The sequence below is a fragment of the Devosia elaeis genome, assembly GCF_001650025.1.
Taxonomy (GTDB): Bacteria; Pseudomonadota; Alphaproteobacteria; order Rhizobiales; family Devosiaceae; genus Devosia; species Devosia elaeis.
Window position 1 is genome coordinate 16,845 of sequence record NZ_LVVY01000081.1, and the last position, 18,947, is coordinate 35,791.

The window sequence follows — 18,947 nt, forward strand, 5'->3', positions numbered from 1 at the left end:
TCATCTGAACACCGGCGGCCGCTTTTCGAGAAAGGCGCGCAGCCCCTCCTCGGCATCGGGGCCCGTCTGGCTCAGGGCCGCCGTCAGGCTTTCGGCATAAAGGCCCGCTTCGGGCGGCATGGAGCCGATCTGGGCGATGGCCTGGATGATGAAGCCATTGATGGTAGGCGAATTTTTCGCAATCCGCCCGGCCAGTTCGAAGGCCTTGTCCAGTGCCTGTCCTTCGGGCACGAGATGGTGGGCCAGACCCAGCCGTTCGCCTTCGACGCCGGAATAGGTCCGGCCGGTCAGCATCATCTCGGTGAGACGATCCGGACCGATCAGCCGGGCGATCCGCACCGAACCACCGCCGCCGACAAAAATGCCGCGCAGGCCCTCGGGCATCTGGAAACGCACGCTGTCCTCAGCCACACGCACATGGCAGGCGGCGGCGAATTCCAGCCCGCCACCCATGACGGCGCCGCTCATGGCGGCGATTACGGGCACGGGCGAATGGGCGATCCGCGCCATGACGCCGTGCCAATTGCGCGAATGGGCCATGACCTCCAGCGGCTGGCGCGCCACATGCTGGGACAGGTCGAGCCCGGAGGAAAAATGCCCGCCGGCGCCGGAAATGACGATGGCCCGCGTCTGCTGCGGCACATCGGCGAAAAACGCATCGAGGGCCGCGACGAGATCGTCGTTGAGGGCATTGCGCTTTTCGGGACGGTTGAGCGTGAGATGGGCAATGGCGCCCTTCTGGTCGACGACCAGCATATCGGCCATGTTGTTTCCTTCGACTGGCGCGCTCATGCGGCACCCAGGAGTTTGCGGACCTCGTGGGGCAGCGGCGCGGAGCGAATGGCTCCATCCTCGCCGCGGATGACCCAGACGCGTTTCTCGTTCGCTTCGATCATGATGTCGCCATCGCGCCGCACCACATGCCGCACCCCGAAGCTGGAGCGGCCCAGCTCGGTGATGGCGCTCTGGATTTCGATGATGTCGCCGAAGCTCGACGGCCTGATGAAGCGGGCGCCGGTATCGACCATGGGAATGCCGGCAATGCCGTAATGATCCAGCCAATTGCGCTTGTGCATGGCAAAGGCGGCCGAGAGCAGCGCGGCGCTGGCATTGTCGAAGAAGCGGAAATAATTGGGGTAATAGACGATGCCGGCCGGGTCGCAATCGCCGAACTGGATTTCGACGCTCGTGGTGTTGGTCAACATGCCGGCTCCTATCTGGCGGCCATGCGCAGCGCGCCGTCGAGCCGCACCACTTCGCCGTTGAGATAATCGTTTTCTACCATGGCCCTGACCAGGGCCGCGAACTCGGATGGCTTGCCGAGGCGGGCCGGATTGGGGATCGACGCCGCCAATCCGTCCTGCACCTCCTGCGGCAATTCGGCGAGCAGCGGGGTGAGGAACAGGCCCGGCGCGATGGCGAGGACGCGGATGCCGAAGCGGGCGAATTCGCGGGCCGCCGGCAGGGTCAGCGAAACGATGCCGCCCTTGGAGGCGGCATAGGCGGCCTGGCCGATCTGCCCGTCGAAGGCGGCGACCGAGGCCGTAGAGATGATCACGCCGCGCTGGCCATTTGCGTCCGGCTGGGCCAGCGACATGGCGTGGGCACAGAGCCGCATCATGTTGAAGCTGCCGACCAGATTGACATTGACGACGCGGGAAAAGGCATCGAGCGGCATGGGGCCATCGCGCCCGACAATGCGCGCGGCCGTGCCGATGCCGGCGCAATTGACCAGCACCGCGGGCGCGCCGAGCGCTTCGACAGCTTCCTGCACGGCGGCTTCGGCGCTGGCCGCATCGGCCACATCCACGGCGAAGAACCTGCCGCCCAGCTCGGCGGCAATCGCTTCGCCCTTTTCCGCATCCCGGTCGAATATCGCCGCGCGGGCTCCCGCCTCCACCAGAGCCCGCGCGGTCTGGGCGCCCAGCCCGGAGGCGGCGCCGGTGACGAAGACTGTCTTGCCGGAAATATCCATCACGCGGCCTCGGGATTTTCGATGAGCAGCGCGATGCCCTGCCCGCCGCCGATACAGGCCGAGGCGATGCCGTAGCGCGTGCCGGAGCGTTTGAGCTCCAGCGCCAGTGTCAGGCCCAGGCGAATGCCGGTCACGCCCAGCGGGTGGCCGATGGCGATGGCCCCACCATTTACGTTGAGCTTGTCTTCATCAAGCCCGAGCTCATCGACGCAGGCCAGGACCTGCGCGCCGAAGGCTTCGTTGATCTCGATGCGGTCGATCTGGTCGAGCCGCATACCGGCCACGTCGAGCACGGCGCGGATGGCGGGGGCCGGCCCGATGCCCATGATCTGGGGCGGCACGCCCATTGCAGCACTGGCCAGAATCCGCGCCAGGGGCTTGTGGCCATTGGCCTTGGCATAGGCCGCCGAGGCCACCAGCACGGCCCCTGCCCCATCCACGATGGCCGAGGAATTGCCGCCCGTCTGCACGCCCCCGAAAGCCGGGCGCAGCTTGGCCAGAACGTCGTAGGGCGAGGGGCGGATATGGCTGTCCTTATCGACGCTCTCCACCCCGCGCGGCAGTTTTATGCTCCGTTTATCAAGGGTTTCGACCTCGAAGGTCTCGCTGCCGACCGCCACGATTTCCTCGGCCAGAATGCCCTTGTCCCGCGCGGCGACGGCCCGCGCGAAGCTGCGTTCGGCGAAGCGATCCACCCGCTCCCGCGGGATATTATACTGTTTTGCCAGGTTTTCCGCCGTATCGCCCATATTGACGCAGCCGGCCGGGTCATAGAGCGCTTCCCAGAGGAAGTCCTTGAACTCGACCTTGCCCATGGTGAAGCCGTTGCGGTGGGTATAGGCGGCGATGGGATTGCGGCTCATCGATTCACAGCCGGCCCCCAGCGCCAGATCCACCCGCCCGAGCGACACGCTATCGGCCGCCTGGGCGATGACTTCCAGCCCGGTGCCGCAGATGCGCTGCACCAGATGGGCCGGAGCTTCGATGGGCGCACCGGCATAGAGCCCGATATGGCGCGGCGTGACATAGGCATCGAACGAGGCCTGGGCCATGGAGCCGGCAACGGTGTGGCCGATATCGGCCGCTTTCACGCCGGTTTTTTCGATCGCCGCGCGGGCCGCCTTGATGCCGAGATCGATGGGCGAAATCTCGGCGAAGGCGCCGCGATAATCGATGAAGGGCGTGCGGGCGCCGCCCAGCAAATAGGCGTCGTCGAAGGTGAGCCGAAGGCCTTTGCTCATGGGTTATGCGCCTTTCCGGGGACAGAGAAGGATGTCGGGGCCGGGCGTTTCGGCATAGAGCGCCTCGACCAGATGCGGCCGGCAGGTGCGCACGGCGCGCTGGTTGATCGAGCCCTTGTCGGTGACCTCGCCTTTGTCGATATCGGGCAATTCGGCCATGATCAGCGCCCGGGCGACATGATTGGAGCTGCCAGTGGCCTTGCCCGCCAAAAGGGCGAGACTGTCGGCGAATTTCTCCCTGACCGCGGGATGGGCGACCACGAGCGCGGGGTCGGTGCCGGGGGGCAATCCGGCATGGCGGGCGCAGGCTTCCAGGTCGGGGAAGATCATGGCGCCGATATAGTTGAGGTCGAGCCCGGTCAGCACCACGTCGCGGATCAAGGGGGCGCAGGCCCCGATGACTCCGGCGCGGACGGCGGCGAAATTGACCCAGGTGCCGGTCGAGAGCTTGAAATCCTCGGTGACGCGGCCATCGAAGACCAAGCCCTTGCCGAGATCGTCCGGATCGGCATAGCGCACGGCGTCGCCGATCCTGTAAAAGCCTTCTTCGTCAAAGGCTTCGGCCGTCTTTTCGGCATCGCGCCAATAGCCCGGCGTGACATTGGGGCCCTTGAGGCGCAGCTCGGTCTTGTCGCCATTGGGCACCAGTTTGACCGTCATGCCGGCGGCGGGCAGGCCGATATGGCCGGCCTGTTCCACCGGCCAGGTGGTGGTGAAGGCGAAGGGCGCGGTTTCGGTGGAGCCATAGCCGGTGATGATCATGACGCGCTGGCCGGTCTCCTGGCGGGCGGCGTGATCGAGCCCGTCGAAGACGTGCTGGGCGAGGCCCGCGCCGGCATATTGCAGCAGTTTCAGCCGGGCGAAGAGATTGCGCCGCGCCTCGGGATGATCCTCAAAGGCGGCGACGAGGAATTCGTAAGCCTTTGGCACATTTGTGAAAAATGTCGGCTGCACGGTGGCGAGATTTTCCAGCGTGCGGCCGAACCGCGCCGGGGTGGGCTGGCCGTCGTCGATATAGAAGGCGCCGCCATTATAGATGGCGATGCCGGTATTGTGGCTGCCGCCGGCGACGTGGTTCCAGGGCATCCAATCGAGCAGGACCGGCGGCTCATCGGCAAGGAAAGCCAGGGCGGTGCGGATCATTTCCTGGTTGCAGGCCATCATGCGATTGGTAGTGATGACGCCCTTGGGCAGGCCGGTGGAGCCGGAGGTGAAGAGGAATTTTGCCACCGTGTCCGGGGTGATCGCCGCATGGGCTTCGGCGACGGCGGGAGTTACCGGCGTTTGCAAAAGATCTGCGAAAACATGGACTTGCCGGCCGTCGAGCGGATTGGTGCGGACGACGAGAGGGATGTCGGCGCCGAACGTGGCGGCGATGGCGGGGGCGAATTTGGCGCCGTCGCTGGCATAGACCATGCCAGGGGTGAGCAGGCCCGCAATATGCCTGAGCTTGCCGTAATCGGTGGAGACCAGCGAATAGGCCGGGGAGATGGGGGCATAGGGGATGCCGACCCAGATGGCGGCGAGGCCCAAGAGGAAATGTTCGACCTCGTTGCCCGAGATGATCATCAATGGGCGTTCGGCAGAAAGTCCAGCATTCAGAAGGGCTTGGGCGAGTGGCGGGAGGGATTCCAGCACCCGGGCGAAGCTCAGTTCGCGCCAGCCTTCGCCCTCGCGATCGGCGATCAGCACGGCATCGGGCGTCTTGTGCGCCCAGCTTTCCAGGGCGTCGACGATGGAGCGCGGATAGGGGCCGAGCGCCTCGACCGAGCGGATGATCGTGGTGCCGTCGGCACGGTTTTCCGCGTTCGCAGCCATGTTGCCCAGCCGCACGGGGCGGATGGGCGTCGCAGATAGATCCATGAGTTCCTCCCTCACGGATATAGTTATGTCGTATAACTATTATCTGCGCAAGAGGGGCTATCAAATGTCAGCAGACTGTTGACGTTGAGCCGCCGCGCAGCGCGAAAGCGGGAAAATCAGGTGCGATAACCGATATCGATGGTCGCCCGCCCCGCGCTCAGCCGGGAAACGCAGGCACACATGCGGTGATTTTCCGCCTTCTCGTCGGGGCTGAGAAAGACGTCGCGATGATCGATCTCGGCGTCCCGCTCCAGCACCTTGACGGCGCAGAGACCGCATTCGCCGCGCTGGCAATCGTAGATCATGTCGACGCCGGCGCCGAGCAGGGCTTCGAGCAGGGTCTGATCGGACCGGACGGGCACGGAAATATCGCGGTTGAGCACATCGACCACGAAGGGCTTTTCGGCGAAGAGGCCGCTATCGCCGAAGACCTCGTAGCGCAACCGGCTGATCGGGCGGCCGGCGGCGACCCAGGCGGACTTGGCCGCTTCGAGCATGCCGATGGGGCCGCAGAGATAGCATTCGGCATCGGGCGGCAGGGCGGCGAATTCGGCGGCGAGATCGACGTGCTGGCCGGCCGCATTGTCGCGCAGCACCAGCCGGTCGCCGAGCAGGGCCTGCAATTCGTCGGCAAAGGCCATGAGGGCGCGGGAGCGCGCGGCATAGACCAGGCGCAGGGAGGCGCCGCGCGCCGCCAGGGCCCGGGCCATGCCATAGATGGGAGTGATGCCGATGCCGCCGGCAAGGAGGAGATAATGGGGCGCGCGCCAGCTCAGTTCGAAGCGGTTTTCCGGCAGGGTGAGGCGGACCGGCTGGCCGGGCTGGAGCGCCCACATGAACCGGGAGCCGCCACGGCTTTGCGGATGCAGCTTCACGGCCACGGCGATCTGGCCCGGCGGCGCGGGAATGGTCGTATAGGTGCGATTGGCAGGCTGGCCATTGATCTCGACGCGGAAATTGCTGTGCGCGCCGGGATCGAAGCGCGGCACGGCGCCGGTGACGGCAAAGGCGATATAGCGGACGTCTTCGGCGATCTCGCGGATTTCGGCGACGGTGGCATCGCGCCATTCGACACGGTTGCGCATGTGTTTTCCTCCCAGTGACAGCGTGGTTCTTGTCCTTCTCCCCTGAGGGGAGAAGGTGGCCCGAAGGGCCGGATGAGGGGTTCAGCGTCGCCGTTTCATTGATGGGCCTTCACCCCTCACCCCAGCCCTCTCCCCTGAGGGGCGAGGGGCTGCATCGCGCCCAGCCCCGACGGCCCGTCCCTACCCAACGACCAGCGACAAAGCCGGGACGCGGCGGATGAGGCTGCGGTCCTCGTCCAGGACGAATTCGAGGTTCTGCCGGGCCAGCCTGGCGTGTTCGCGGGCCAGGGCCTCGGCGCGGGCGCCTTCGCGCAGTTCGATGGCGTTGACCATGGCCTTGTGCTGGGCCTGGGCGCCGTAGAGCGAGCGGCGGAAGGCCATGACGTCGGCCTGCTTGTGCAGGAAGGCGCTGGGCGAGGCGAAGGGGAGGCTGGTGACGCGTTCGATCTCGCGGCGGATGGTCTGGCTGGCGAGGCCCCAGAGTTTTTCGTGGAAGGTGGCATTGAGATCGACATAGCGATCGAAATCCATCTGCTCGACCTCGCCCTGCTGGGCCTGGTCGAGCTCGGCGAGGAGCCGATGCAATTCGCCCATGCGCGCCGGGGCGACGCCGCGCTCGGCGGCGAGGCGCAGGGCCATGCCTTCGAGCACGCCGCGCAATTCGATGGCGTCGATGACATCCTCGCGGGTGAAGCTGCGCACGGCATAGCCGCCCGAGGGGATGGCCTCCACCAGCCCCTCCTGTTCCAGCCGGGCCAGCGCGGCGCGCAGGGGCGTGCGGGAAATGCCGAGCTTTTCGGCAAGCGCGACTTCGGAAAGGCGGGCGCCGGCACGAATCTCGCCGGAAATGACCAGGTCGCGCACGCCCATCAGGGCGCGCTGCGATTGCATGGCGCGGTCGGTCTTTTCCATCACTCGGCCGCCTGCTGCATGGCGTTTTCTTCCGCGATCATCCGGTCGATCAGCCGCCGCGCCCACATCGAGCCGGCATCGATATTGAGATTATAGATGACGTGATCGGGATTGGCATCGATGGCCTTTTGCTGGGCCTCGAGAATGTGCTCGTCCTCGCGGAAAATGGACGAGACGCCTTCGCGCAGATTGTGGGTGCGGGCCTGTTCGTCGATTTTGTAATTGCGGGCAAAGGCCCAGAAATAATGACAGGTCTTGTCGGTTTCCGGCGTCATGGTGTTGAGCACGAAGCCGTTGACGCCCTGGCTGCGATCCCCCTCGGGCGCGCCGGTGCCGGTGGGGGCGACGCCGACATCGATAGCGATGGTCGAGGGCGCCTGGAAATTGATGATCTGCCAGCGATCGACATTGCCCGGCTTGCCGAGCTGACCGCGCCAGAAGGGCGGCGCATCGATATCGCGCATCCAGCGGGTGATGGTGGCGGTGCTGTCGGTATGGGTGGCCTCGAAGGGCGCCTCGGCCACGGCGCGATTGCCGATGGAAGAGCCATGCACATAGGTCTCGTGGGTCAGGTCCATGAGATTGTCGACCACGAGGCGATAGTCGCATTTGGCGTGGATATATTTGCCATCGGCCGCCCAGGCCGGATCGTCGTTCCAGTGCAGGTCGGGCACGAGGGCGGGATCGGCCAGGGCCGGATCGCCCATCCACAGCCAGATGAATCGGTGCCGCTCGACCAGGGGATAGGATTTCACACAGGCCGAGGGATTTATGGTGTCCTGCGAGGGCATGTATACACATCGGCCGGTATCGTCGAATTCCAGCCCGTGATAGCCGCAGATGACATTGTCGCCATGCAGCTCGCCCATGGAGAGCGGCAAGAGGCGATGCCAGCAGGCATCGGCCAGCGCAATGGCCGAGCCATCCTGCTTGCGATACAGCACAACCGGCTTGTTGCAGATGGTGCGCGGCAGCAGCGCGCGCTTGACCTCGACATCCCAGGCCGCAGCATACCAAGCATTCATCGGAAAGGTGGGGCCAGCCATTTTCCGTATTCCTCCTCCAGATTCCTCGCCGCTAATGAATACCAGTTGTATACATTTTGCAAGATTGCCGTTGCCAAGACTTTCGGGTTGGGTATCAGTGCCTTGATAATCAGGAGGATCGCTATCCATGTCAGTCGCCAAGCCACCCTATCGCGCCGATGTCGTCGGCTCGTTCCTGCGCCCCGATTCCATCAAGGCGGCCCGCAAGGCGCGCGCCGATGGCAAGATGGGCGCAGATGAAATCAGGGCGATCGAGGACGCGGCGATCCGCGACGTCATCAAGATGCAGGAGGATGCCGGCCTCAAGGCCGTGACCGACGGCGAATTCCGCCGGGCCTGGTGGCATTTCGATTTCATGGGCATGCTCAACGGGCTGGACATCATCCAGCGCGAGGGCGGCGGCATCCAGTTCCATGGCGTCCATACCAAGCAGGACGTGCCTGTCATCACCGACAAGCTCAGCTTCCCCGCAGACCACCCGATGCTGGAGCATTTCAAGTTCGTCGCCGCCAATACAAAGGTGACGCCGAAAATCTCCATTCCCGGCCCCAGCGCCGTGCATTTCCGCATTGCCGACGACGACATCGCGGTCAAGGAATACAAGCACGATGCCGAGGCCTATTTCGAGGCGATCACCGCCACCTATAGAGATGCCGTGAAGGCCTTTTACGCGGCCGGCTGCCGCTATCTGCAGATGGACGACATCTTCTTCGCCTATCTCTGCGATCCGAAAATCCGCGCCGAGCGCAAGGCAAAGGGCGAGGACCCCGATTGGCTGATCGGCCGCTATGCCAAGATGATGCATGACGCCATTGCCGACAGGCCCGAGGACATGCTGATCGGCATGCATATGTGCCGGGGCAATTTCAAATCCACCTGGGTGGCCGAGGGCGCCTATGACCCGGCGGCGGACGCCATTTTCAACCAGACCGATGTCGATATCTATTTCATGGAATACGACACCGACCGCGCCGGCGGCCTGGAGCCGCTGCGGCTCTTGCCCAAGGGGAAGAAGCGCGTGCTGCCCGGCTTCATCACCACCAAGACGGCGGAACTGGAAGACCTGGACGATCTCAAGCGCAAGTTCGATGCGGCGAGCCAATATGCCGATCTCGACCAGCTCGGCATCGCCCCGCAATGCGGCTTCGCCTCGACCGAGGAAGGCAACGACCTCAGCATGGACGACCAGCGGCGCAAGCTCGACCTGGTGGTGAAGACGGCGGAGACGATCTGGGGCGGGGTGTAGGCCGGGCGAGCGCGGGGTCCATCAGCGAATCACTGCACGCCCCCACCCCGGCCCTCCCCTCAAGGGGAGGCTGTCGCACATGGACAAATGTTTTGTGCGTGCCGCCCCCCCTCCCAGCCTCCCCCGTCAAGGGGGAGGTGCCGCATCCAGTTTGGGGCAAGATTGACGCCTAACGCACCCCCTCCCCATCCCTCCCTTCAAGGGAGGGGTACTTAAGGCGCACCAATCCATGAATTTTCACGATGTCATCCCCGCGAAAGCGGGGACCTCCGTTGCCGATATGGAGGCCGCAAACAGAGGTTCCCGCTTTCGCGGGAATGACTCCGTGGAGGGGGGAAGCGTCCAAAGCAAACACGTTCCCTCAAGGGAGAGAAGACGAAGGCGCCGATAGCACTGCCTTTAATGCCGAAACTTTCTCAAAGCTCGTCGACCGACGGCCAGGACTATCGAAACCCAGCCGAATGGCCGGCGGGCTGGCCGGGGGGGCCGCGGTGCTGCAGGAGGCATGGAGGGCCGGGAGCGGCACGCGGGCCAGGAGGGCGGGGGCCGTATCGGCATCGATGCCGGAACCGGCCATGATGGCGATGCGGCCGGCGGCGATGCGATGGGCCAGGGCGAGCTGGTCCATGCCCTGGGGCGCGGTGCGGGCGCGGCCGGCGGTAAGGATGGTGTCGAAGCCGAGGGCGATGGCTTGTTCCACCGCTTCTTCCATATCCGGCACGAGGTCGATGGCGCGATGGAGGGTTCGCTTGAGGCCGGCGGCGGCCTTGGCGAGAATGCCCAGAATGTCGAGATCGAGGCGGCCATCGGGAAGGCTGGCGCCGAGCACCACGCCTTCGAGGCCGGCCCGGCGTACGGCTTCGATATCGGCCAGCATAGCGGCGAGATCGCTTTCGGAGAAGACGAAATCGCCGGGACGCGGGCGGATCATGGCGCGGACCGGGACATTGGCGTGACCGGCCAGGGCGATGAGGCCAGGCGTCGGCGTGAGGCCGCCCAGTTCCAGCACCGAGCAGAGCTCGACCCGGTCGGCGCCGCCGGCAATGGCGGCTTCGAGCCCGGCGGCGTCATCGACGCAAATCTCCAGCAGGGTCATGGCCTTCCCTCCGAAAAGCCGAGGGCGGCGGCGCCGAGCAGGCCGGCATCGACGGTCAATTGCGCCGGGACGACGAGGGGGCGATCGATCCGGCGCAGGATGCCGGCGCGCACGGCCCTGTCGAGCCGGGCGATGAGCGGGGCGCTGTTGCCCAGCCCGCCGCCGACCGGCACGATATCGGGGCCGATGAGATTGACCACCAGCGCCAGGGGCCGGGCGACGAGCTCGACATAGAGATCGATGGTCGCGGCGGCGGCGGGATCGTCCTCGGTCCAGTTTGCGACGATGGCGGTGCTGGGCAGATCCGCGCCATGGATATGCCGGTGCAGCCTTTCGAGGCCGCGGGCGCCGCCGATCGTATCGAGGCAGCCGGAAAGACCGCAGCCGCAGGGGAAGGGTGGCAGCTCGTGCGGCGGGGCGGCTGTCCGGGTGGCGACGATGGTGCCGTGGCCCCATTCGCCGGACAGGCCCCCTGCCCCGCGGAACAGCTTGCCCCCGGCGACGATGCCGCCGCCGACGCCAGTGCCCAGGATAGCGCCGAAGACGGTGCGGTGGCCCCGGCCGGCGCCGGCATGGGCCTCGGCGAGGGCGAAGCAATCGGCATCATTGGCGATCAGCACCGGCCGGCCGAGCGCGGCGCCGAGATCGGCGGCGAGGTGGCGGCCATGGAGGCAGGCGATATTGGCGACGGTAACAAGGCCGGTTTCGGGATCGACCACGCCGGTGACCGAAATGGCGATGGGCGCGCCGGCGGGGGCGCCGCCCTGTTCCACCAGGCCGGCCAGGGCGGCGGTGAAGGCGGAAAAATCATCGCGGGGCGTGGGAACGCGGCCGAGATCGCGGAGGCTTTGCGGGCCCTCGGCCAGGGCGGCCTTGATATGGGTGCCGCCGATATCGAAACAGGTGATCATATGAGGCCCTTCCCCTGCCATTTTGGCCGGGAGAGGAGCCGCGATCAAGCCGGGATCAGCGGGCGGCCCAGAGCAGGCCGCGCTTGAGGATGGTGCGTATCTGGGGAATGGCCAGCTCGTCGGCGGTGTGGCCGAGCGAGGAATAGAAGACGCGGCCCTTGTCGTGATTGGTGGTGAAGACCACGGGCATGACCACATCCTTGCGCCAGGGGTGGAATTCGCCGGAAAAGGTGGTGGTGGCGAGCACTTCGACGGCAGGATCGTAATTGAGATAATATTGCTCGGAGGTGTGCTCGAAGCTCTCGATGCCGGCCATGATCGGGTGATCGGGGCGGGTGACGTCGACCGTGTAGGTGATGATATTGCCCGGATGCTGCACCCAATAGCAGCTGGCGGCATAGCGGAAGGGGACGCTGGCGCGGAAGCTGGTGGCCAGGCCCATGTGATAGCCGGCAAGGCCGGTTCCGGCGCGGATGGCGGCGATGAGATTGGCCATCTTTTCGGGGGCGAGCGTGCCGTCGGTGATGACCGGCACGACGAGGTCGTTGTCCCCGACATCGCCGGCGCCGAGGGCATCGTAATCGGGGGTGACGGTGACGGAAAAGCCCTCCGCCTCCAGGAGGTCGCGCACCACATGGGCGCCGCGCTCGGGGGTGTGCAATTCCATGCCGCCCCAGACGATGAGGGCTTTCTTGTTGGTCATCCAGAACTTCTCCATCAAATTCAACCAGCCAAAGGCCCCCTCACCCGCCGCTTCGCGGCGACCTCTCCCCCAAAGGGAGAGGTGTCGCTCCGCGACTTCGGCACCCGGCCATCCGACGCCCCTAAAGCCCCAATCCTACCGGTTCGGTGCGGTGCACGCCCTTGGGCAGGAAGGGGAAGACGGCTTCGAGGCCCAGCAGGCGGGCCGACAGATGCACCACCGAGAGCCACATTTCGGTGCCCTGCAGGCCCGGTTCCTGGCCATCGGCGAAGGCGAAGCCCTCCCCGTCCACCCAGCGTTCGCCGGCGCGGGCGATGACCTGTCGGGCGATTTCCTCGGCCTCGGCGCGGCGGTGATCGGTGTCGTTGAGGCAGAGCCAGAGCGGGTGGATGGTATCGAGCAGGTTGCAGGCCGTATAGGTGGCGCCGGAAAAGCCGCCATGATTGCGATGGTTGAGCAGCACCGAATCCACCGCCCTTTCGGGGCGCGGCACGGCGACGCCGAACTGGGCATAGGTGCCGCGCGTCAGCCGGTAGAAGCCGTTGACCGGCTGCAGGAGACCCTCTTCGCGCGTCGGCTTGCCCCAGAGGCCGCTGGAGCGATCCTGATGCAGAGCGAGCCAGCCGAACAGCGTGTCGCGGGCATCCCCGGAGGTGAAATAGCGGGCGTTGAAATAGAGCGCGGTGCCGATGGCATCCACCGTTGCGCCGGCGCCCCAGGCCCGGCTGGCCCAGGGCAGGCCCTTGAGCCATTGGCGCAATTCGGGGGCCGGCAGCTCGACCGCGCCGATGCGGTGCAGCGGAAAGCTGCCCAGCACTTCGAGCGCATAGCCGGCCGAAAGCACGTTGTAGAGCGCCAGGCCGTTGTCGCGCAGCGCCTCGCCCGGGCGGGGCGGCTGGTGGGGATCGGGGAACAGGCCGGTCTGGGGATCCTGCACGGCCTGGAGACGGGCAATGGTGGCGGGGATATCGAGGCCGGGCGGCAGGGCATCGAAGCCGGCGGCGATCTCGATGGCGTCGCAGAGATGGCGATTGCTGGCGCGCAGGACGCCATCGGCCTCGCGCGAGACATAGTGCCCATCCTGGCTGTTGCGGGCCAGGATGTCGGGCCATTGGGCTGCGGCGCGCGCGCCAAGGGCGTGCAATTGCGTCTCGACATCGCCCCGGCGACCCCGCCCGCGATAGCGCAGCACCTTGGCCGGAACCCCGCCGACAATGGCCATGGCCGGCACGTCCTTGCTGACCACAGCGCCCGCCGCGATCACCGCGCCGCGCCCGATGGTGACGCCATCGACCACCACGACATTGGCGCCGAGCCAGACATCGTCCTCGATGACGATGCCGAGGCTTTCATGCTTCTGCCGCCAGATCGGCACGTCCGGATCGTCATAGCCGTGATTGAAGCCGACCAGGGACACGTGGCTGGCGATGCGCACGCCATCGCCGCAGCGGACCTTGCCGGAAATCATGGCATAGGAATTGACGGTGCAATGGGCGCCGAGCTCGACATCGCCGCGCACCAGGGCGCGGCCGGCGATCCAGCTCTGCTCGCCCAGCACCAGGCGGGTGGTGAAGATATCGGCATCGGCGGCGACATAGGCGCTGGGCGCGAAGCTGGCGCCGGCCTTCTGCCGCAGGGCTTCGAGGCGCGCCTGATGCTCGGGGCTGGCAATGTCGTCGGGCGTGCGGTCCCAGGTCAGCAATTGCAGCCGGGAGCGGTGCCAGTCATTGTTGTCGGGGTTGTCGTCCAGCATGGGCCTCACGCCAATCGTTCCAGGAATTGCGGTTCGATCTCGTAGAGCATGGTTTGCCCGCGGATGAAGCGCTCCACCTCCTCCACCGCCATCAGGCCCAGCCGGGCGCGCTCGGTGCCGATGGCGCCGGCAATATGGGGCGTGAGGAAGACATTGGGCAGGTTGAAAAAGGGGGAGCCGGACGCGGGAATTTCCGGCTCGGTGACGTCGATGACGGCATGGATGCGCCCGGTCTGCAGTTCGGCCAGCAGCGCCGCCTCGTCGATCAACGCGCCGCGCGCGGTGTTGATGAAGGCGGCGCCATCCTGCATCAGCTTCAATTGCCGCGACCCGATCATGCCACGCGTCGACGGCAGGGAGGGGGCATGGACCGAAACGACATCGGAGCGGGCCATGAGCTGATCGAGATCGACCAGCTCGGCATGAGCGGTCACCGGATCGTCCTTCTGCACGAAGGGATCGTAGAGCAGCACGGTGAAATCGAAGCCGGAGAGCATGGCGGCAACCTTGCGGCCGATGCGGGAGGCGCCGACCAGGCCGACAACGCGGCCGAAATTGCCGATGGGCTGGTCCATCAGCGCATAGGCGCTGCGCCGCGAAGGATCGGCCCGGTAGAGATCGCGCAATTCGAAGGCGCGCTTATTGGCAAAGAGAATGGCGGCCAGAGTATATTCGGCCACCGGCACGGCATTGGCCTCGGCCGCGTGGGTGACACGGATGCCCCGCTCATAGGCGCTGGGATCGATGGTGAACTTCACCGTGCCCGCCGCATGGGCGATGAGGCGCAGATTGGGCGCGGCGGCGAGAATATCCGGCGTCAGCATGGGGCAGCCCCAGCCGGTCATCAGCACTTCGACCTGAGAGAGGATGTGCCGTGCCTCGGGTTCCGCGAAGCTTTCGAGCGGGGTTTCCGAGACGATATCGCAGCAGGCGCGCAGCCGCCGCATCGCCTCGTCGTCGAAGACGTGGGTGGTCTTGTCTGCCCTGAAGGCAAAGGCGAGTTTTGGCCGCATCAGAAGCGCTCCGGCACCAGGATGGCGCTGACATCGACACCTTCGCGCGCGAAAAGGGCCTCGAGCGCCGCCAGATCGGGCGCGTGAGGGGGGTGTTGCAGGGCGGCTTCGGCTTCATTCCCCGCCGGCAGGGCCATGGCGGCCGTCATCAGCAGGGTTTCGCCGGCTGCGATATCGCCGCGCAATTGCGGCACGATGGTCTTGGCCGCGATGAGATTGGTATTGGGCAAGGCGCGGAAGGCCCGGCCGGCGCGGGTGCCGCCCAGATCGAGGATGGCGCTGATATCGGTCGCGCTCCTGGCGACGGCGCGGCCCGGCTCGTCGATATAGGTATCGGCGTTGAGATCGGCCCGGGCAATGGCGAAGCCGCCCTCGGTGGCATGCAGGGGCCGCGGCGTCCTTATGCGATGCACGCGGATATGCCAGTGATTGGCGGGCACCAGCCAGGTTTCGACATCGACGTCGCTCCAGGGCTTCCAATGGGCATAGAGGCAGTTTTCCGCGATGCGGGCGGCCTCGTTGGTCTCGCGCATGCGATAATGGCGGCCATCGTCGGAAAAGGCGAGGACGCCGTCGAAGGCGCCCAGGTGATAGGCGCGCTCGGCCACCTCGACCGAGAAGGCATAGCGCGAGGAATAGACCAGCTTGGCATATTTCTCGGCGCCGGCGCGCATTTCCCAGTTCTGCTGGCCACTGGACAGAGCGACCACATTGCCGGGGCTATGCTGCATGACCATGCCGGGATGGCGGAGCGGCACCGGGCGGGAGCCGAAATCGGCCGCGACTTCCTCGGCGGCCCAGAAGGGGTGATCCTCGGGCAGGGCCAGGGGCAGGAAGGCCTTGAGCGCCCAATAGGGCGAGCCGGCCGAATTATAGCTCTCGGACATGAAGAGATTGGGATAGCCATAGCCGATGGAGAGCACGCCATCGCGATTGGCGATCGGCCGCTTGCTCCACCAGCGCAGGTGCCGCAGGAAATGACCCTTGATCACGCCCCAGGGCAAGGCCTCGACATCGGCAAAGGCCAGGGCGCCCCAGAAGCCGCCGCAGGCGAAGCGATAGGTGAGGCTGCGCCCGAAGGCGAGCGTGCCGCCATCCTCGTCGAACCAGTGCTGGATATCCTGGGCGAAGAGGCGGGCGCGCTCCTGGTATTCGGCGGCGCGGGCGGCGTCGCCCCTGGCGAGCTTCGAATAGATCAGGCCATAAAAATGCATGGCGAAGGGGATGTAGTGATCGATGCGGCGGACATTGCCGTCGCGATACCAGCCATCGCCCAGATAGAAGCCCTCCAGCTCCGCGAGGAACTTGTCGGTATAGGAGCGGTCGAAATCGACGCCGCATTGTTCGAGGCCGAGATCGACCAGGATGCGGAAGAATTTCCAATTGTTGTCGGCATAGTCGAATTGCCGGGCATGCTTGAGATAGGCGGCGAGATTGTCCTTGGCCCGTTGCGGCAGCGGGTCCCAGACCAGGTGCGGCAGCATTTTCATGGTGAAGCCGATGGCCGCCAGTTCGACCTGGCGCTGGTCGATGCCGTTGACCTGGCCCCAATATTCGGGATGGTCCGGATCGGTGCCGTTGGCGAGGCCGCGGCGATAGAGTTCCCAATGATCGAAGGCGCCGCCGCCGGCCGCCAGGGGCGTCAGGCCCCAGAGCGGGCGGGCAAAGCCTTCGAGATCGGCCGCGGCGCGGTCGAAATGGGCCGCTGCCCCATCGAGCCGCACGCGGGCGCCGCCCTCGGAAAAGTAAGGCAGGAGCGGGGTGAACAGATCGCGCAGGCCCTTTTCGACATCGGCCCGGGTCTTGAGCGGATTGCCATGGAGCGGATTGGCCGAAACGGGATCATAGGTCATTCAAGCTGTTTCCTTACGGAGCAATTGGTATGTGGCGGAAGCATCAGCTCCTGCGCCTCCCTCCCCCTTGAGGGGAGGGAATGAGGGTGGGGGTCCATCGTGGGTCACAAAACCACCCCCTCCCCGGCCCTCCCCTCAAGGGGGAGGGGGCGATCACCACCGCCTATCGAGGATTCATAGGCGCCCTTGAGGTCGAGGGTTTCGGCGAAATGGCAGGCCGCCATCTGGGCGCTGCCATTGATGGAACGCAAAGCCGGCTTTTCGGACCGGCAGATATCCTGGGCGTATTTGCAGCGGGTATGGAACGGGCAGCCCCGGGGGCGATTGCCGAGATAGGGAATCTCGCCCTTGAGTTCCTTGCTGCGGCCCTTGCGTCGGGTCGGATCGGCGATGGGGAGGGCTTCGAGCAGCATTTCGGTATAGGGATGGCGCGGCCGCTCGAACAGCATTTCGGTGGGCGCGTTTTCCACCACATGGCCCAGATACATGACGAGGACGCGGTCGGCGATGTAATTGACCACGCCCAGATCGTGGCTGATGAAAATGTAGGTCAGGCCGAATTCGCTCTTGAGATCGTCGAGCAGGTTGAGCACCTGGGCCTGGATGGAGACATCGAGCGCCGAGACGGCCTCGTCGGCGATGACCAGCCTGGGATCGAGCACCAGAGCGCGGGCAATGCCGATGCGCTGGCGCTGGCCACCGGAAAAGGCATGGGGATAGCGGCCCACCGCATCCGGCGCGATGCCGACCTTGGCCAGGGTGTCCAGCACCCTTTCCTCCAGTTCCTTGCCGCGGGCGACGCGATGGATGCGCAGCGGCTCGGCGACGATGTCGAAGACGCGCATGTTCGGATTGAGCGAGGACATGGGATCCTGGAAGATCATGCGGATATCGCGGCGCCAGGGCTTGATGTCGCGCTTGCCCAGGGCGGTGAGCTCGACCTTGGCCTGGTCCTTGGGGTGGTAATAGACATGGCCATGGGTGACCGGCTGGGCCTTGATGATGCAGCGGCCCAGCGTGGTCTTGCCGCAGCCACTTTCGCCCACGATGGCCAGAGTTTCGCCGGCCTCGAGGGTGAAACCGACATCGTTGAGCGCGACCAGTTCCCGCGCCGGGCCGAACAGGCCCCCGCCCAAAGTATAGACCTTGGAGAGGTTTTCGACGGTGAGAAGCGTGCTCATGCCATGGCCTCCGCGCGAGTCCTGGTCAGCAGGTGGCAGCGGGCGACGTGGTCGCCCGGCAGGCTTGTGCGGGCCGGCCGGGTATCGGCGCAGGGCTCGAAGGCGAAGGGGCAGCGGCTGGTGAAGGCGCAGCCCTGCGGCCGGTCCTTGGGCGAGGGCACGTTGCCCTTGATGGGCGACAGCCTCTCGCGTTCGGCCTTGCGCTGCAGGCGGGGCACCGAATTCATCAGCGCCTGGGTATAGGGATGGCGGGGCGCCCGGAAGACGTCGAAGACATCGCCCTGCTCCACCACGTCGCCCAGATACATGACGGCGATCTCGTCGGCGATTTCGGCGACGACGCCGAGATCGTGGGTGATGAACAGCATGGCCATGCCGTAATCGTCCTGGAGCTGGCGCAGGAGATCGAGGATCTGCGCCTGGGTGGTGACGTCGAGCGCGGTGGTTGGCTCATCGGCGATCAACAATTTGGGGGTGCAGGCCAGCGCCATGGCGATCATGGCGCGCTGCCGCAAGCCGCCGGAAAGCTCGAAGGGATAGGCATTGGCGCGTTCGCGGGCGCCGGGCACGCCGACCTGGTCCAACAGGGCAATGGTGCGCTCACGCGCCTGTCTGGGGGTGAGGCGTTCATGCAGGATGATGATCTCGTCGATCTGGTCGCCGATGGTGTGGACCGGGGAAAGCGAGGACATCGGCTCCTGGAAGATCATGGAAACCTGGGCGCCGCGAATGGCGCGCATGGCATCGCTGTCGGGCTTGAGCCGGGCAATGTCGACCTTGCCGCCCTCCCCCTCGAAGAGGATTTCGCCGGTGCGGATATCGGCATTGCGGTCGAGGAGACGCAGCACGGCGCGGGCGGTGACGGACTTGCCGCAGCCGCTTTCGCCCACCAGGGCCAGGGTCTTGCCCGGGGTGAGGGTCAGATCGACCTGGCGCACGGCCTCGATATCGGGCTCGTCGGGCGAGGTGAAGATGATGGACATGTCGTTGATGGTGAGGAGGGGGGCGGTCATGGGAACACCTCGCAATCGGCCAGGGCGGGGAGCCGGCGAATGGGCGCCAAAGGCCC

17 protein-coding genes are annotated in these 18,947 nt (G+C 65.8%); 1 reads left to right on the forward strand and 16 read right to left on the reverse strand.

Annotated elements, in window-relative coordinates; all coding sequences use genetic code 11:
* The 8 genes from A3840_RS09160 to A3840_RS09195 form a co-directional block, all read right to left on the reverse strand.
* The gene (locus A3840_RS09160) at positions 1-765 is read right to left on the reverse strand and encodes a crotonase/enoyl-CoA hydratase family protein (protein ID WP_067455203.1); all 765 of its coding nucleotides are present in this window, start codon (positions 763-765) and stop codon (positions 1-3) included.
* Between the two features lie 23 nt (positions 766-788).
* On the reverse strand, positions 789-1,205 hold the full coding sequence (locus tag A3840_RS09165; RefSeq protein WP_067455206.1) for an acyl-CoA thioesterase: 417 nt from the start codon (positions 1,203-1,205) through the stop codon (positions 789-791).
* Between the two features lie 8 nt (positions 1,206-1,213).
* A complete protein-coding gene (locus A3840_RS09170) occupies positions 1,214-1,975 on the reverse strand; it encodes an SDR family NAD(P)-dependent oxidoreductase (RefSeq protein WP_067455209.1) in 762 nt (253 codons plus the stop codon).
* Complete coding sequence (locus tag A3840_RS09175; RefSeq protein ID WP_067455213.1) at positions 1,975-3,216, reverse strand: thiolase family protein; 1,242 nt, start codon at positions 3,214-3,216, stop codon at positions 1,975-1,977. The genes A3840_RS09170 and A3840_RS09175 overlap by 1 nt, the downstream gene beginning before the upstream one ends.
* 3 nt (positions 3,217-3,219) lie before the next feature.
* Entirely contained in the window at positions 3,220-5,079 is a 1,860-nt protein-coding gene (locus A3840_RS09180; protein WP_067455216.1) for a feruloyl-CoA synthase, read from the reverse strand.
* A gap of 116 nt (positions 5,080-5,195) precedes the next feature.
* On the reverse strand, positions 5,196-6,164 hold the full coding sequence (locus A3840_RS09185) for a PDR/VanB family oxidoreductase (RefSeq protein ID WP_067455219.1): 969 nt from the start codon (positions 6,162-6,164) through the stop codon (positions 5,196-5,198).
* A gap of 180 nt (positions 6,165-6,344) precedes the next feature.
* Positions 6,345-7,076, reverse strand: coding sequence for a GntR family transcriptional regulator (locus A3840_RS09190; protein WP_067455222.1), 732 nt, complete (start codon positions 7,074-7,076; stop codon positions 6,345-6,347).
* Positions 7,076-8,122 carry an aromatic ring-hydroxylating dioxygenase subunit alpha gene (locus A3840_RS09195; protein ID WP_067455225.1) on the reverse strand — a complete coding sequence of 349 codons (1,047 nt, stop codon included), beginning with the start codon at positions 8,120-8,122 and terminating at the stop codon, positions 7,076-7,078. The genes A3840_RS09190 and A3840_RS09195 overlap by 1 nt, the downstream gene beginning before the upstream one ends.
* 127 nt (positions 8,123-8,249) lie before the next feature.
* Here A3840_RS09195 and A3840_RS09200 point away from each other — a divergent pair, with 127 nt between their 5' ends.
* Complete coding sequence (locus A3840_RS09200; protein WP_067455228.1) at positions 8,250-9,368, forward strand: 5-methyltetrahydropteroyltriglutamate--homocysteine S-methyltransferase; 1,119 nt, start codon at positions 8,250-8,252, stop codon at positions 9,366-9,368.
* A 361-nt stretch (positions 9,369-9,729) separates the two neighbouring features.
* Here the strand turns inward: A3840_RS09200 and A3840_RS09205 are convergent, their stop codons facing one another.
* The 8 genes from A3840_RS09205 to A3840_RS09240 all read right to left on the reverse strand — a co-directional run bounded on the left by A3840_RS09205 (position 9,730) and on the right by A3840_RS09240 (position 18,891).
* Positions 9,730-10,464, reverse strand: coding sequence for a copper homeostasis protein CutC (locus A3840_RS09205; protein ID WP_067455232.1), 735 nt, complete (start codon positions 10,462-10,464; stop codon positions 9,730-9,732).
* On the reverse strand, positions 10,461-11,375 hold the full coding sequence (locus A3840_RS09210) for an ROK family protein (RefSeq protein ID WP_067455234.1): 915 nt from the start codon (positions 11,373-11,375) through the stop codon (positions 10,461-10,463). The genes A3840_RS09205 and A3840_RS09210 overlap by 4 nt, the downstream gene beginning before the upstream one ends.
* 55 nt (positions 11,376-11,430) lie before the next feature.
* Entirely contained in the window at positions 11,431-12,078 is a 648-nt protein-coding gene (locus A3840_RS09215) for a ThuA domain-containing protein (RefSeq protein ID WP_067455480.1), read from the reverse strand.
* A gap of 121 nt (positions 12,079-12,199) precedes the next feature.
* Positions 12,200-13,831 carry an acyltransferase gene (locus tag A3840_RS09220; RefSeq protein ID WP_067455238.1) on the reverse strand — a complete coding sequence of 544 codons (1,632 nt, stop codon included), beginning with the start codon at positions 13,829-13,831 and terminating at the stop codon, positions 12,200-12,202.
* A 5-nt stretch (positions 13,832-13,836) separates the two neighbouring features.
* Positions 13,837-14,847, reverse strand: a complete 1,011-nt coding sequence (locus A3840_RS09225) for a hydroxyacid dehydrogenase (protein ID WP_067455244.1) — start codon at positions 14,845-14,847, stop codon at positions 13,837-13,839.
* Positions 14,844-16,697, reverse strand: coding sequence for a DUF2264 domain-containing protein (locus A3840_RS09230; protein WP_067455247.1), 1,854 nt, complete (start codon positions 16,695-16,697; stop codon positions 14,844-14,846). Before A3840_RS09230 ends, A3840_RS09225 begins: the two co-directional genes overlap by 4 nt.
* A 104-nt stretch (positions 16,698-16,801) precedes the next feature.
* Positions 16,802-17,878: an ABC transporter ATP-binding protein gene (locus A3840_RS09235; protein WP_082903772.1), complete on the reverse strand. Its 1,077-nt coding sequence runs from the start codon at positions 17,876-17,878 to the stop codon at positions 16,802-16,804.
* A complete protein-coding gene (locus A3840_RS09240; RefSeq protein ID WP_067455250.1) occupies positions 17,875-18,891 on the reverse strand; it encodes an ABC transporter ATP-binding protein in 1,017 nt (338 codons plus the stop codon). Before A3840_RS09240 ends, A3840_RS09235 begins: the two co-directional genes overlap by 4 nt.
* Positions 18,892-18,947 lie beyond the last annotated feature (56 nt).